Here is a 15,126-nt window from a genome sequence, read left to right on the forward strand (position 1 = left end):
TCCGGGTCCTCGTCACATGAACAGCTCGCCCGCGCTGCTTACCAGTCGCCCGTGAGGTGCTCGCCGTACCAGGTCTCGATGAGGCGGCGGGCGATGGAGACGGGCGGCGGGAGCCGCACCTCGCCGGAGGCCAGGGCCTCGGCGAGCTCCTCGCGGGAGAACCAGCGGGCCTCGGCGATCTCCTCGGCGTCGGGCGTGAGCGTGGTGGTCAGGGCCTCGGCGAAGAAGCCGAGCATGAGGCTGCGCGGGAACGGCCAGGGCTGGCTGCCGAGATAGCGCGGGTTGGCGACCTGGACCCCGACCTCCTCGGCCACCTCCCGGATCACCGCGTGCTCCAGCGACTCGCCCGGCTCCACGAAGCCGGCCAGGATGGACAGGCGGCCCTCCGGCCACTGCGGGCCGCGGGCCAGCAGGCAGCGGTCGTCCCGGTCGCGCACCAGCATGATCACGGCCGGGTCGACGCGTGGGAAGTGCTGGCTGGAGTCGCGCGGGCAGACCCGGATGTGGCCGCCGGCGCGCACCTCGGTGCGGCTGCCGCAGCGGGGGCAGTACTCGTGGGCCGAGTGCCACGCCTCCAGCGCCACCGCGTAGACGAGCAGCCCGGCGTCGCGGTCGCCGAGCAGGCCGCCCGCCTGGCGCAGGCCCGCGGCGAAGGTCTCGCCCTCTGGGGCGTCGAGCAGGCTCATCGGGACCGTGACCCGGCCGTTGACGTCGCCGGTGGCCGCGCCGGGCAGCGACGCCGCGACCGCGAAGTAGGCCACGTCGCCCTCGACGCCGAGCAGGTAGCGCTCGCCGGGGGGCGCCTCGTCCGGGCCGAACAGCACCGCCCGCACCTCGTCGCCGGTGCGCCGGACCAGGGTCTGGCCGTCCTGGATCACGAGCACCCGGGTCGTCGGCGCGGCCCAGGCACGTTCCAGCCACGCGGCGTCGGCCCGCAGGGCGGACGACCGGTCGATGGTGCCGCGCGCGAGGAGCAGCGGTCCGATCAGTTGCTCTTCCACGCTCGTCTCCACGGCCCCACCCTTCCAAGTTCCGGATGTCATCCTATGACCCCGGCGTTAGCCTGAGGTTGCGGCGTACCGGCTCGGGGGTGATCTCCGAGGGGCTAGGATCTGCGGTTAGGTTAGCCTTACCTGATCACCCGGGGGTGCCACGCGTTGCGGCTGTACCTGACCGCTCTCAAGCCGACCGACTCGGTGACCGACGGGTTCCTCCCGGCCGCCCGCGCGCTGGGCTGCGAGGTGACGATCCTCACCGACCGTCCCGACCGGCATCCCCATGCCGTCGGCTGCGACGTGCGCGACCCGCGCGCGCTCATCGACGCGATCGCCGTCCTGGGCCGCCCCGACGCGATCTTCTCCAACTCCGACCACCTCCAGGCCGAGACCGCCCTGGCCGCCGCCTACTTCGGCCTGCCGGGCAAGGACTGGCGGGCGTGCGTGTCGGCCAAGAACAAGTTCCTGACCCGCCGGGCGCTGGCCGAGGCGGGGGTCGAGCGGGTCCGGTCCGTACGGCTGGCGCCGGGCGACCCCGTGCCGGACGACCTGCCGTACCCGGTGGTCGTCAAGCCTCGCGAGGGAGTGGCCAGCGAGGACGTGCTGCTGGTCGAGAGCGGTCTGGCCGCGGCCGTGGCGGAGGTCAGGCGGCGGCGGCCCGGCGAGGCCCTGGTCGTCGAGGAGTACCTGGAGGGGCCGCTGCGCACTCTGGAGACGCTGGGCGACGGCTCGCGGACGCGGGTGCTGGGCGGGTTCGCGACCACGCTGGGGCCGCTGCCGCACTTCGTGGAGGAGCGGCTGGACTGGGCACCGGACGGCCCGCACGAGCACGTGCTGGCCGCGCTGCGGGCCCTCGGCGCGGGGTTCGGCGCGTGCCACACCGAGTACGTGGTCACCGCGGACGGCCCGCGCCTGGTCGAGGTCAACTACCGGGTGATCGGCGACCACTGCGACTTCCTGCTCGCCGACGTGCTGGGGGTGCCGCTGTTCGAGTGGATCCTGCGGGTCCATCTCGGCGAGCCGCTGTCCGCCCTGCCGGAGGTCCCGGCGGGCACCGGCCACGGCAGCGCGGTCAGCGTGGTGGCCGACCGGCCGGGCACGATCGTGTCGGGCCCCGGGGCCGAGACCGTCGTCGCGGACGGCGTGCGGCTCTGGCACCGGCCGCTGCGCTCCGCGGGCGAGGTGGTGGAACGCACCCACACCAACCGCGACTATCTGGGCGTGATCCGCGCCGTGGGCCCCGACCGCGACCGCGTGGAGGCGGCCATCGGCGGCTATCGGGCGACCCGGCCGTGGGTGATCGGGTGAAGGGGGTCGGAGGCCGGATGAAGGCCGTGCGGGACCGGGTGAAGGCCGTTCGCGAACGGGTGACGCACGACCGGACGGACGGCCCCGCCGATCCCCGCGACGGGCGGGGGCGGGAGGCTGAGCTCGCGGCGCGGGTGCTGAACGCGCTGCTGCGCGAGGACTACGGCCGCCTGTCGGCGCGGGTCAGCCGCAACAGCCGTGACGGCGTCGCGCTGGTGCTGGCCGGCGGCCGGGTGGTGCGGCTGGCGGCCGGCGCGCTGTTCCAGGACTTCGTGGTCGCGCCCGGCGAACGGCTCACGCTGGCCGAGGTGCTCGACACGCTCGCGGTGATCGCCGACCCGGCCGACGCCCAGGGGGTGGCGGCCTTCGCCGAGGAGTGCGCCCAGGCCCTGGCCGCCTGGCAGCTGCACGACGAGCGGGCCGACCGGGTGCTGGCCGGGGGGCCGTCGTACGAGACGCTGGCGGCGTTCGCGGACCACCCGGTGTACCCGACGTCCCGGGCCCGGCTCGGGCTGTCGGCCGAGGAACTGGTCGCGTACGCGCCGGAGTTCGCGCCCGTCTTCGAGCTGCGCTGGGCGGCGGTGCCCCGCTCCCTCCTGGCCCCGGGCTCGGCGGAGCTGCCGCCGGACGTGGCGCCCCCGTTCCCCTCCCCCGGCCCGGACACCACGCTCTTCCCCGTCCATCCGCTGACCGTGGGCGAGGTGGCGCGGATCGAGGGGGTGCGGCTGCTGGACGAGCCGTGGCTGACCGTGCGGCCGACCCTGTCCCTGCGCACCGTCGAGGTCGCCCCCCGCACCCACCTGAAGCTGCCCGTCCCCACCAGCACCCTCGGCGCGCGCAACCGGCGCTCGATCAAGCCGGGCACGCTGGAGGACGGCGCGCGGGCCGAGCTGCTGCTACGCCGGCTGGCCGACCCGGGCGTGCTGGTCGCCGACGAGCAGACCCACGCCCACGCGGGCCACGAGTACCTCGCCTGGATGGTGCGGCGGCTGCCCGTGGGCACTGAGGGCGCGGTCGTGCCCATAGGCACTGAGGGCGCGGTCGTGCCCGTGGCGGCGCTCAACGCGCCGGGCGTTCTGGCCGGGCTGGACGAGCGGCTGGGCGGCGACGTGCTGGCCGCCTACCTGCGCCTGCTGCTGGGCTGGAACGTGCGGCTGTTCGTCCGCTACGGCGTCGCCCTGGAGGCCCACCAGCAGAACCTGGCGCTCGTCGTGCGCGAGGGCCGGCTGGAGCTGCTCGTCAAGGACAACGACGGGCTGCTCGCCTCCCCCGCGCGGCTGGCCGCGGCCGGCATCGACCCGCCCGCCTTCACCGACGAGCGCATGCTCACCGACGATCCGCACGCCCTCGCCGACGTCTTCGTCACCATCACGCTCCACCTGGCCGCCGCGGCCGTCGTCTTCGGCGCCCTGCCGCACCGTCAGGCCGCCGCCATGCTGCGCGACACGCTCGCCGCGGCCCTCGGCGAGCACGGCGACGACCCCATGGCCCGGCTGCTGCGGGCCCGGACGCTGGAGGCGGCGCGGCTCACCGGCAAGTCGATGATCACCGCCGGCACGCTCGTGGCCAAGGAGCGGTCGGGCGCCCGCGACGTCAACAAGTTCTACGGCACCAGCGGGCCCAACTACCTGAGGAGAGCTTGAATGCACGGTCTGGTCCTCGGCGCGACCAGCTCCCCGGCCGAGGAGGCGACGCTGGCCGCGCTGCTGCGCTGCTGCGTGCGGGAGGTGGCCGGGCCGCGCGGGCTGGTGTGGCCGGCGCCGCCGTACGTGCTGCTGCGGGTGGGGGGCACGCTGCTGCGGGCGCGCACGCGCGGCGGGGCGGCGCTGCGCCTGGACGGGACGCCGGAGCGGCTGGAGCAGGGCGCGTGGCGGCCGCTGACCTCCGGGGAGCTGGTCCGGCTGGCCGAGACCGAGCTGCGCGGCCCGCGGGCGGACGGCGCGGCCAACGAGGAGTTCGCCGGGCAGGTGGCGGCCAGCAGGGAGGCGGTGGCCGCGATCCTGCGGGCGCGGGCCGTGACCGAGCCCCCCGCCGATCCGTGGCTGGCCTCGGAGCAGGCGCTGGTGTTCGGCCACCCGTTCCATCCGAGCCCGAAGGCCCGCTCCGGCGACGCGGACGAGTGGACGCGGTACGCGCCCGAGACGCACGCCCGCTTCCCGCTCCGGCTGCTCGCGGTGCGCGAGGACGCGCTGGCCGAGGAGGGCGACGTCTCCGCGCTCGACGCCCTGGGCGAGGCGCCGGCGGGGCACCGGCTGCTGCCCGCCCACCCCTGGCAACTCGACCTGCTGCGCGACCGGCTGCGTCCCGCGCTCGGCGGGGCGCTGACCGACCTGGGGCCGGGCCCGCTGGTGTCGCCGACCTCGTCCGTCCGGACCGTGTACGCGGCCGGGGCCGGGACGTGCCTGAAGTTCAGCCTCGACGTGCGGATCACCAACTGCGTCCGCAAGAACGCCTGGTACGAGCTGGCCGGGGCGGTGGAGCTGACCTCGCGGCTCGGCCCGGTGTTCGACGAGGTGGGCGCGGTGTTCCCGGGCACGCGGTGGCTGCGGGAGCCGGGCTACCGCTCGGCTGCCCTCGGCACGGGCCTGCTCGAAGGGCTCGGGGTGATCGTCAGGGAGAGCCCGTGGCGGGTGTGCTCGCCCGGCGTGGTCCCGGTGCTGGCGGCGGCCCTCGCCCTGGACCCGGCCGCGGGCGGACCGGCGCCGTACGGCAACGACGCGATGGAGCGGGATCCGCTCGGGTGGTGGACGACGTACGTGTCGGTGGTCGCGCCGCCCGTGCTCGACCTGTTCTTCACGCACGGCGTGGTCCTGGAGCCGCACCTGCAGAACGTGCTCGTCGGCCTCGACCCCGACGGGCTGCCGCGCGAGGCCGTCTTCCGCGACCTGGAGGGGACCAAGCTGGTCGCCGGCCGCCACGACCTGGCCGGGCTGCCGCCCCGGGTGGCCGAGGCGCTGACGTACGACGCCGAGCGCGGCTGGGCCCGGGTCGTCTACTGCCTGCTGGTCAACCACCTCACCGAGGTGGCCGCGACCGTCGCCGCGCGGGGCGGCGACGAGCTGCTGCGCGAGCTGTGGCGGGCGGCCCGCGCGGTGTTCGCGGCCGAGGCCGACCGGCTGGGCCGGCCGCTGCCCCTGCCCGACCTGCTGGCGGGCGCGCCGCTGCCCGCGAAGGCGAACCTCGGGGTCCGCTGGGCCCGCGCCGCCGACCGGGCCGCCGGTTACGTGCCGATCGCGAACCCGCTCGCATGATCCCCGCCCGCGTCCGCGAGGCCGCCGCCCGCCTCGGCGACACCCCCGCCTACCTGTACGACCTGCCCGGCCTGGACGCCCACGCCCGGTCCGTACGGCGGGCGCTGCCCGGCGTCGAGCTGTACTACGCGGTCAAGGCCAACCCCGACCCGGAGCTGCTGCGCGTCCTCGAACCGCACGTCGACGGGTTCGAGGTGTCGTCGGCCGGCGAGCACGCGCACGTGTCGGCCCTGTTCCCGGGCAAGCCGCTGGCGCTCGGCGGGCCGGGCAAGACCGACGCCGAGCTGCGGCTGCCGCACCACCGCCTGCACGTGGAGTCGCCCGGCGAGCTGCGCCGCCTGCTCGGCACCGGCCTGGAGGCCGACGTGCTGGTGCGGCTCAACCCCGGCCTCCCGGTCGAGGGCGCCGCGCTGACGATGAGCGGGCCGTTCGGGATGGACGAGGCCGGGGTGGCGGAGTGCCTGCCGCTGTTCACCGGCCGCGTACGGCTGCGCGGGGCGCACGCGCACCTGGCCAGCGGCCTGGCGGCGGCCGAGCTGCTGCGCCTGGCCGCCCTGCTGCTCGCGCTCGGCGACGGGTACGAGGAGATGAACCTGGGCGGCGGCATGGCCGTGGACTACGCCGCGCCGCAGGCGAGGTTCGGCTGGGAGGAGTACGGCGAGGGCCTGGCCGGGCTGCGGCGGCCGGGGCAGCGGCTGCGGATCGAGCCGGGCCGGGCGCTGACCGCGTACTGCGGCTTCTACGCGACCCGCGTCGTGGACGTCAAGCGGGTGCGCGGCCGGGCGTACGCGATCCTGCTGGGCGGCACCCATCACCTGCGCACGCCCGTCACCAAGGGCCACGACCAGCCGTTCGCGGTGCTGCCGGAGGGCCGCGGGGAGGGCGTGGCGGACGAGCCGGTGACGCTGGTGGGGCAGCTCTGCACGCCCAAGGACGTCTTCGCCCGCGACGTCGTCACCTCGGTGCGGGTCGGCGACGTGGTGGTGTTCGCGATGGCCGGCGCCTACGCCTGGAACATCTCCCACCACGACTTCCTCATGCACCCTCACCCGGAGTTCCGTCATCTGACGGGGTGACCGCGCTGAGCGGCACCGCTTCGATGAGCGCCACCAGGCCGTCGGCGTCGAGCAGGTCCACGGGGCGTACGGTCCGGTTGGCCCGCACGTAGTGGAAGGCCGCGCCGACGTGGTCGAGCGGCACCCCCGCCAGGTGCGACCAGGCCAGCCGGTACGCGGCGAGCTGCACCGACGCGGCCCGGGCCTTCCTGCCCCTGGGCGGCCGGCCGGTCTTCCAGTCGACCACCTCGTAACGCCCGCCGGGCAGCTCGAACACCGCGTCCATCCGCCCGCGCACCAGCCGGTCGGCGATCATGGTCTCGAACGGCACCTCCAGGTCGAGCGGGCGGCGCTCGGCCCATTCGCTGCGTTCGAAATGCTCCTGGAGCTCGGCCAGCCGCACGTCGGCCTCCTCGACCTCTTCGACCAGGTCGAGGTCGAAGTCGTCGAGCAGCCGCTGCTGGTCCCAGCGGGTCTCCAGCCACCTGTGGAACGAGGTGCCGCGGCGGGCCAGCGGAGCGGGCTTGACCGGCACCGGGCGGCGGATCCGGCGGGCCAGCTCGCGGGCGTCGGCGGCGAGCGTGACCAGCGACGACACGGTCAGCTTCGACGGCAGCTCGACGGTCGTGGCGCCGCGCCGCCGGTGCAGCTCACGCTCGCGCAGCAGCAGGTCCGTGTCGCGCTCCCAGGCGCGCACCCGCTCCTCGTCGAACGTGCGCAGCGGCTCGTCACCGGCCGGGGCGAGCGTGCCGGCCAGCGCCTCCTCCACCAGGCGGGCGCCGTCGAGGACCGACTCGTAGCGCAGCCCCTCGGGGGTGACCGGCCAGACGGCGGCGGCCGGCTCGGCCAGCAGCGGGTTCGACGCGCCCTCCTCCAGGCCGGGCGCCCAGAAGGCCACCTTGTCGGCGGTGTCGCGGATCTCCAGCAGGAAGTCCGACGGCTCCAGCGGCCTGGTGGCGCTCCCCCACCGGTAGCCGGAGGCGATCAGGTGGTAGTGGGCCCGCGTGACGGCCACGTACGCCAGCCGCCGCTCCTCCATCAGGTCGCGCTCGCGGCAGCTCTCGTCGAAGACGGCCAGGTCCTCCTTGGTCAGGCCGCTCAGCCGGGGCAGGTCGGCGACGTCGCCGCGCAGCGGGTAGGGCAGCTTGCGGGGGTTCTCCGTCCAGCGGCTGTTGGTGACCGGGGTGGCGGGGAACATGCTGCCGGTCGCGACCGTGCCCCTGGAGCTGACGAGCTGCGACAGGCCGGGCACGACCACGATCGGCCACTCCAGCCCCTTGGAGGCGTGCACGGTCATCAGCTTGACGCTGTTGCTGTCGCCGACCCGGCCGGCCTCCAGCCCGAACTCCTCGCTCTCGGCCGCCTGGAGGTAGGCGAGGAACGCGCCCAGCGTCGGGTCCTCCGAGTCGCCGGCGAACCGGGACGCCGCGTCGAGGAAGGCGTCGAGGTCGGCCCGGGCGGCGAACGCGCTGACCGTGCCGCCCCGCGCCGCGACCTCGATGTCGAGGCCGAGCCGCCGCTCCACCTCGGTGATCAGGTCGGGCAGCGGCTGCCCGACGTGCGCGCGGAGCTGGCGCAGCTCCTGCGCGAGCGCCACGAGCCGGGTGGCGGCCAGCGGCGAGAACGACTCCAGCCACTCCTCCCGGTCGGGCAGCTCGTCGAGCGCGTCGACCAGGCTGCCGCGCTCCTCGGCCAGGTCGGCCACCACCTGGTCGAGCGGGTCGCTCTCGAAGCGGCCCTCGCGGGTCTCACGGTTCAGCTCCCGGGCGTACTGGCCGAGGACCCGCAGGTCGGCGGGGCCGATCCGCCAGCGGGGCCCGGCCAGCAGGCGGGCCAGCGCGTCGCCCGCCGTCGCGTCGTACAGGACGCGCAGCGTGGCGACGATGTCGGTGACCTCGGGGACCGTGAGCAGACCGCCCAGGCCGACCACCTCGACCGGGATGTCGCGCTCCTCCAGCGCCTTGCGCAGCGCCGGGAACTGCGAGCGCTTGCGCGCCAGGATCGCCACGTCCTGCGGCTGGATCACGGGCGTCTTCTTGCGCTCGCCCTCGCCCCACGGCATGCCGTCGGGGGCGGTGTCCTTGCCGATCATGCGGGCCAGGCCGTCGGCGATCCACCGGGCCTCGTCCTCGGCGGTCTCGTGGAAGGCGCAGGTGACGCGGCCGCGGTCCACCCGGTTCGGGCCGGGCACGAGGACGGGCACCTCGCGGGCCTCCATGCGCAGCGGGAGCTGGATACGGGCGGCCACGTCGAGGACCCGGTCGCCGTTGCGGAAGCTGACGCTGAGCTGCCGCACCGGCGCCGGGTCGCCGGCGCCCGTGCGGAAGTCGCGGGGGAAGCGGCGCAGGTTGCCGGCCGAGGCGCCGCGCCAGCCGTAGATCGACTGGCAGGGGTCGCCGACCGCGGTGACCGGGTGCCCGCCGCCGAACAGGCTCCTGAGCAGGACGAGCTGGGCGTGGCTGGTGTCCTGGTACTCGTCGAGCAGCACCACGGCGAAGCGGGAGCGCTCGATCTGGCCGACCTCCTTGTGGTTGGCCGCGATGCGGGCGGCCAGGGCCATCTGGTCGCCGTAGTCGATGACCTCCCGCGCCCTCTTCAGCCGCTCGTACGCCTCCACCAGCGGCAGGAGCTGCTCCCTGGCCGCCTGGACGTTCACCGGCCGGTGCTGGGCCTGCGTGACCCGGCCGGGCAGCCGCTGGTGCAGCTCGCGCAGCCACTCGCCCACCCGGCGCACGTCGCCCGAGCCGCGCAGGTGCTCCGACAGCTCACCCGCCAGCTCCAGGACGGCGGCCGTCACGGACGGCGGGCCGAGCTCGACGCGGTCCATCGGCCCGTCGTAGCCGGCCACCACCCGGGAGGCGAGCTGCCAGGAGACGGCCGGCGTGACCAGCCGCATGGTCGGCTCCAGTGCCTCGCGCAGCGCGTGGTCGGTGACCAGGCGCGCCGCGTAGGCGTGGTAGGTGGACACGGTGGGCTCCTCGTCGAGCATCTCCCGCGTCACCAGGCCCGCCTCGGCCAGGCCGTTCAGCCGCTCACGGACGCGGACGGCCAGCTCGGCGGCGGCCTTGCGGGTGAACGTCAGGCCGAGCACGTTGCCCGGCTTGACCAGGCCGTTGGCCACCAGCCAGACGACGCGGCCGGCCATGGTCTCGCTCTTGCCGGAGCCGGCGCCCGCCATCACGACCATGGGTTCGAGCGGCGCCTCGATGACGCCTGCCTGCTCGGGGGTCGGCGGCAGGATGCCGAGCTTCCCGGCCAGCTCGGCGGGAGTCAGCACACCTGGCCTCCGCTGTCGTTGACGGGACAGCTCGCTCTGGCGGCGCAGGTGCGGCAGCCGTCGTTCGCCTTGGCCTGGAAGAACGGGCCGGACATGCCGGTCGCCACGGTGTCGACCAGGTCGGCCGCCCAGCCGGGGTTGGCGTCGTCGGCCAGCGCGCCCTGCTGCTGCTCCAGCGCCTCGTTGCGGCCGCCCGCCTTGCCGAGCTGCACCAGCGCGGCGCCGCCCGGCTCGGTCATGCCGTGGCGGGCGAACGCGCCGAGCAGCGCGGCGAGCTGGTAGACGCCGAGCTGCGGGTGCCGGTCCAGCTCGCCCGGCCGGGGCTTGGAGCCGCCGGTCTTCAGGTCGATGATCACGGCCCGACCGTCGGAGTCGCGCTCGACCCGGTCGACGCGGCCCTTGATCTGGACGCCGTCGCCGACCGTGGCGACGAACGCCTCCTCCAGGGCGACCAGCTCCCTCGGGTTCTCCTTGTGCCAGCGCAGGAACTTGCCGATCATCTGCTCGGCGACCTGGCGCTGCTTGCGGTTGAACCAGGCGCCGCCGAAGTCCAGCTCGTGCCAGACGTCGTCCAGCCGCCGGCTCAGGAGGTCCTCGTTCGGCAGGTCGGTGGAGGCGAGCACCGCCAGCGCGTGGATGATCGTGCCGAGCCCCTGGGCGGTGCTGGTGCCCGCCGCCCCGACGGCCGTCTCCAGCAGCCAGCGCAGCCCGCACTTGGTGAAGCTCTCGACCGCCGACGGCGAGATGCTGACGGTGTCGTCCGGCCAGCTCAGCGGCCGGTCGTCGGTCATGGTCGTCAGGGCGTACCACTCGTTGGGGTGGGCGCCCCGCACCCCGGCGGCGGCCAGGCGGGCGAGCTGCTGGGCGGCCTTGCCGCGCACCTTCGCGGGCCGCGTCGGGTCGGTGACGGCGCTGCGCAGGTCGGCGACCAGCGCCGCCATGGTGAGCCAGCGCGCCCGGTCGTCCACCGTGGCCGTCTCCACCGCGCCCGGCATCAGCTCGGCCAGGAACCTCGACGGCCGCTCGTCGGTGTCCTCGCCGCCCACGGCCGTCACCACGAGCCTGTGCCGCGCTCGCGTCGCCGCGACGTAGAACAGCCTCCGCTCCTCGGCCAGCAGCTTCGAGGCCAGCGACGCGGCGTTCGGCTTGGCCCCCTCCGCCAGCTCCACCAGGTCGTCGGCGCCCAGCATGGACCCGCGCAGCCGCAGGTCGGGCCAGACGCCCTCCTGCACGCCGGCGACGACCACCACGTCCCATTCGAGGCCCTTGGAGCGGTGGGCGGTCAGGATGCGCACGGCGTCGCCGTCCGGCGCCCGGTCGGCCAGCGTGTCGCCCGGGATCTCCTGCGCGGCCAGGTCGTCCAGGAACACCTCGGCCCCGGCCCTCGGCATCCGGTCCACGAACCGGGCCGCGTGGTCGAACAGCGCGACGACCGCGTCGAGGTCGCGGTCGGCCTGCGCGCCGCGGGCGCCTCCGGTCAGGCTCAGCTCGGTCCACCGCTCGGCCAGGCCGCTCGCCTGCCAGATCGCCCACAGGACGTCCTCGGCGGTGCCCTGCTCGCGCACGGCCTCGCGGGCGGTGACCAGGAGCCTGGCGGCGCGCTCGGCGGGCAGCGCGATGTGCGGCTCGACGCGGGTCAGCTCGCGGGGGTCCTGGAGCGCGGCCACGAGGAGCTGACCGGACGTGCGCGGCCCTTCGCCGGCGTCGTCCTCGGCGTCCGCCTCCTGAGGTCGCTCGCCGAGGGCGTGCGCCTCGTTCTCGGCGATCTTGAGGGCCCTGCGCAGGCGCCGGACGCCGATCATGTCGGTGCCGCCCAGCGGGCCCGTCAGCAGTTCCTCGGCCACCGTCTCGTCCAGCGTCGCGGGGTCGAGGGCCACGCGCAGCATCGTCAGCAGCGGCCGTACGCCGGGCTCCTGGGCGATCGGCACCTCGTCGCCCGCCACCATCGTGGGCACGCCCGCGCTGACCAGGGCGCGCCGCAGCAGCGGCACCTGGCGGATCGCCGAGCGCACGAGCACCGCCATCCGGTGCCAGGGCACGCCGTCGATGAGGTGGGCCCGGCGCAGCGTGTCGGCCACGACCGCGGCCTCCTGGCTGGTGCTGTCCGCGAGCAGCACGCGCACGTCGCCGGGGTCGGCGTCGGGCACGGACAGCAGCTCGCGGTGCCCGTGGGCCCGCGCCCGCTCCGACCCGGGCGCCGGGGCCTGCGGTACGGGCACCGGGTCCTTCTGAGCGAGGGCCGGATCCTTCGACAGCGGGGCCGGATCGGGGAGGGGGGCGGCCGGGAGGCGGGCGGCGACGCGGCGGGTCGCCTCCAGCAGGCCGGAGCCGCTGCGGCGGCAGACCCGCAGCGCCAGCACCGGGGCGTCCCGGCCGTCGCGCGTACGGAACCGCTGCGGGAACCCCAGGATGCCGCGCACGTCCGCGCCCCGGAACCCGTAGATCGACTGGTCGGGGTCGCCGACGGCCACCAGGTCGCGCCCCTCGCCCGCGAGCTGCCACAGCAGCAGCTCCTGAGCCGGGTCGGTGTCCTGGTACTCGTCCACGAACACCACGTCGTGCGCCGCCCGCTCCCTGCGCTGGACGTCGGGGTCGGCCAGCAGCCCGGCCGCCGCCCGGATCAGCTCGGCGTAGTCGAGCACCGGCTCGGGGTCGAGGTCGAAGCGGCTCTCGTACCGCCGGGCGAACCCGCCGACCGCCACCCAGTCGTCGCGCCCGTACCGCCGGCCGAGCTCCTCGACGCGCTCGCCGTCGAGGCCGCGCTCGAAGGCGCGCGACAGGAAGTCCCGCAGCTCCTCGGCGAACCCGCGCGTCTTCAGCGCCTCCCGCAGCGAGCCCGGCCACTGCGTCGCGCCGTCCTCCAGCTCGCCGTGGAGCAGCCGCCGGATCTCCAGCAGTTGCTCGGGCCCGGTCAGCAGCCGGGGCGGCGGCTCGCCGGCCAGCACGGCCTCGCGGCGCAGCAGCGCGTACGCGTAGCTGTGGAAGGTGAGGGCCAGCGGCGTGCGGGTGGTGCGCCGCAGCCGGGCGGTGATGCGTTCGCGCAGCTCACCGGCGGCCTTGCGGCTGAAGGTGAGGATCAGCACGCGCTCGGGATCGGTGCCGCGGCGCTCGATGCGGTCGACCACCGACTCGACGACGGTCGTCGTCTTGCCCGTGCCGGGACCGGCCAGGACGAGCAGCGGCCCGCTTCCGTGGGCGACCACGGCACGCTGGTGCTCATCGAGCACAGGTGGCTCGGCGGGCCTCTTGTTCCCGCGCCGCACCAACCGCCAGGTTTGACCACTCACAGCACTAGATTCCATCACAACCTCCCGAGAGGACCGTCGCCTTCAAGCAACGGGGGATCGGGAGCGGGGGGCCGTCAAGGTGCGAGCACGCCCTGACCTGTCTGGTCTGCCCATCGAAGATCTCCGTTCGTCGCGTATCAGATACGTCGCGCTGTGATACTGGCCGCGTGACTCGTCAGGTGCGCACCTCCCCCGGCGCGGCGTACGACCTCGAGTACTACGTCGTGTGGAGCTCGAAGTACCGCCGCCCGGTCCCTGGCGGGCGGGTCAAGACGCGCCATGCCGAGGCGGTCGAGCACGGCTGGTGGAAGTCGCACCCGAAGAACTCGCCATCGTATGTCCGACCAGTTGCAGGTGTTCACCTCCCACCCCTTGCGGGCCGCATGTGTCCACCTGCATTCCCGGCTGCCACGCTGTGGTCGAGGTTCTGCTGCGTGGCGACGGTCGGCGCCGTGTCCGCTGAGACGGTGCGGCGCTCCATCGACACGCAGGACGAACGGCTTCCCGAGGGCGGTGGCGGTGCGTAGGTCGTTCACGTTCCTGTTGCGCCCCACCAGCAAGCAGGCCGCCGCGCTCACGCAGTGCCTGGAGGACCACCGGCAGCTGTACAACGCCGCGCTGGAGCACCGCCGTACGGCCTACCGCGCGGCGAAGGTCACCATTCGCTACGGCGACCAGTCGGCGGAGCTGAAGGGGATCCGCGCCGACGATTCCGCCGGGCAGGGCCGGTGGTCGTTCTCCTCCCAGCAGGCCACACTGCGGCGGTTGGACAAGGCATTCAAGGCGTTCTTCGCCCGCGTGAAAGCAGGTCGCACGCCCGGGTTTCCCCGTTTCAAGGGTCGAGGCTGGTTCGACACCGTCGAATGGCCGAAGGACGGCGACGGCTGCCGCTGGGACTCCCAGCCCCATCACCCGACCGCCACGTTCGTGCGCCTCCAGGGTGTCGGGCATGTGCGCGTGCACCAACACCGGCGCGTGCTCGGCACCGTCAAGACCATCAGCATCAAGCGGGAAGGCCGCCGCTGGTTCGTCGTCCTGTCGTGCGACGACGTGCCCGCCCAGCCGTTGCCCGCCACCGGGGCGGTCGTCGGTATCGACATGGGCGTGGCGCGGCTGGTGACGACCAGCAACGGCGACCACATCGCCAACCAGCGCCACCTCGCCGCATCCGCCGGCCGTCTCGCGGCGGCACAGCGCGACCTGGCCCGCAGGAAGCGCGGGTCCGAGCGCCGCCGTAAGGCCGTGGTCCGTGTCGCGGCCCTGCACGCCAAGGTGCGCCGGCAACGCCTCGACGGCGCGCACAAGGCAGCGCTCGCGCTCGTCCGCACCTACGACGTGATCGTGCACGAAGCGCTCAAGGTCACCAACATGACCCGACGCGCCGCACCCGAACCAGACGGCGAAGGCGGATGGCTGCCCAACGGGGCAGCCGCCAAGTCCGGATTGAACAAGAGCATCCTGGACGCGGGTTGGGGGGTGTTCCTGACGATCCTGTCGCACAAGGCTGAAAGCGCCGGTCGCAAGCTGATTGCAGTGAACCCCGCCAACACCTCCCGCACGTGCGCCGAATGCGGGCACTGCGCGAAGGAGAACCGCACCACTCAGGCCGAGTTCCGGTGCGTGGCGTGCGGGCACACCGCACACGCCGACATCAACGCGGCCGTCAACATCCTCAGGGCAGGGCTTGCCCTTCGCAACGCCGCCAAAGCAGCCTAGCGAGAAGCCGCTCCCTTCAAGGAACGGAGGAGTCACCAGACCACAGGGGTAGTTAGGCGGGCTGTGCTCCAGCGTTCTGGAGGAACGTCACGCCGGCGGACCTGGCGAACGTGGTGACCAGAGCGTGGATGAGCCGCGCGAGCAGCGCCTCCAGGACCATGATCGCCGCCTTGGCGAGCAGCGCGGCCAGGAAGTCAGACATCAGACACCTCACGGGGGGATATCGGATTTACTGCC

Annotated in this window: 9 protein-coding genes; 5 read left to right on the forward strand and 4 right to left on the reverse strand. The window is 74.6% G+C overall.

Annotation, left to right across the window (positions count from 1 at the left end; translation table 11 throughout):
* Positions 1–38: 38 nt before the first annotated feature.
* Positions 39–1,001: an NAD(+) diphosphatase gene (gene nudC / locus HTZ77_RS27675; protein WP_407940564.1), complete on the reverse strand. Its 963-nt coding sequence runs from the start codon at positions 999–1,001 to the stop codon at positions 39–41.
* A gap of 156 nt (positions 1,002–1,157) precedes the next feature.
* Here nudC and HTZ77_RS27680 point away from each other — a divergent pair, with 156 nt between their 5' ends.
* Genes HTZ77_RS27680 through HTZ77_RS27695 form a run of 4 tightly spaced genes read left to right on the forward strand, consistent with a single transcriptional unit; the run spans position 1,158 to position 6,630 of the window.
* Positions 1,158–2,303: an ATP-grasp domain-containing protein gene (locus HTZ77_RS27680; protein ID WP_175592644.1), complete on the forward strand. Its 1,146-nt coding sequence runs from the start codon at positions 1,158–1,160 to the stop codon at positions 2,301–2,303.
* 17 nt (positions 2,304–2,320) lie between these two features.
* Positions 2,321–3,946 carry an IucA/IucC family protein gene (locus HTZ77_RS27685; protein ID WP_175592645.1) on the forward strand — a complete coding sequence of 542 codons (1,626 nt, stop codon included), beginning with the start codon at positions 2,321–2,323 and terminating at the stop codon, positions 3,944–3,946.
* Positions 3,947–5,554, forward strand: a complete 1,608-nt coding sequence (locus HTZ77_RS27690; RefSeq protein WP_175592646.1) for an IucA/IucC family protein — start codon at positions 3,947–3,949, stop codon at positions 5,552–5,554. It begins immediately after the preceding gene.
* Entirely contained in the window at positions 5,551–6,630 is a 1,080-nt protein-coding gene (locus tag HTZ77_RS27695; RefSeq protein ID WP_175592647.1) for a type III PLP-dependent enzyme domain-containing protein, read from the forward strand. Before HTZ77_RS27690 ends, HTZ77_RS27695 begins: the two co-directional genes overlap by 4 nt.
* On the opposite strand, the gene HTZ77_RS27700 is transcribed toward HTZ77_RS27695, so the two are convergent.
* Both HTZ77_RS27700 and HTZ77_RS27705 read right to left on the reverse strand, forming a co-directional pair.
* Positions 6,590–9,886, reverse strand: coding sequence for an ATP-dependent helicase (locus HTZ77_RS27700; RefSeq protein ID WP_175592648.1), 3,297 nt, complete (start codon positions 9,884–9,886; stop codon positions 6,590–6,592). The genes HTZ77_RS27695 and HTZ77_RS27700 overlap by 41 nt on opposite strands.
* Positions 9,880–13,113: an ATP-dependent helicase gene (locus tag HTZ77_RS27705; RefSeq protein WP_328808796.1), complete on the reverse strand. Its 3,234-nt coding sequence runs from the start codon at positions 13,111–13,113 to the stop codon at positions 9,880–9,882. The genes HTZ77_RS27700 and HTZ77_RS27705 overlap by 7 nt, the downstream gene beginning before the upstream one ends.
* Before the next feature lie 579 nt (positions 13,114–13,692).
* Between HTZ77_RS27705 and HTZ77_RS27710 the strand changes: the two genes are divergently transcribed.
* Positions 13,693–14,889: an RNA-guided endonuclease InsQ/TnpB family protein gene (locus tag HTZ77_RS27710; RefSeq protein WP_328808797.1), complete on the forward strand. Its 1,197-nt coding sequence runs from the start codon at positions 13,693–13,695 to the stop codon at positions 14,887–14,889.
* Between the two features lie 52 nt (positions 14,890–14,941).
* On the opposite strand, the gene HTZ77_RS27715 is transcribed toward HTZ77_RS27710, so the two are convergent.
* A complete protein-coding gene (locus tag HTZ77_RS27715; protein WP_175592651.1) occupies positions 14,942–15,091 on the reverse strand; it encodes a hypothetical protein in 150 nt (49 codons plus the stop codon).
* Positions 15,092–15,126 lie beyond the last annotated feature (35 nt).

Origin of the sequence: Nonomuraea montanisoli (assembly GCF_013363975.1) — a bacterium.
Classification (GTDB): Bacteria; Actinomycetota; Actinomycetes; order Streptosporangiales; family Streptosporangiaceae; genus Nonomuraea; species Nonomuraea montanisoli.

What these genes read in the sequence shown, in the direction of transcription:
- HTZ77_RS27685 (WP_175592645.1), top strand. Translation starts at nt 2,321, where the DNA reads ATGAAGGCCGTGCGGGACCGGGTGAAGGCCGTTCGCGAACGGGTGACG.
- HTZ77_RS27690 (WP_175592646.1), top strand. Translation starts at nt 3,947, where the DNA reads ATGCACGGTCTGGTCCTCGGCGCGACCAGCTCCCCGGCCGAGGAGGCG.
- HTZ77_RS27695 (WP_175592647.1), top strand. Translation starts at nt 5,551, where the DNA reads ATGATCCCCGCCCGCGTCCGCGAGGCCGCCGCCCGCCTCGGCGACACC.
- HTZ77_RS27715 (WP_175592651.1), bottom strand. Translation starts at nt 15,091, where the DNA reads ATGTCTGACTTCCTGGCCGCGCTGCTCGCCAAGGCGGCGATCATGGTC.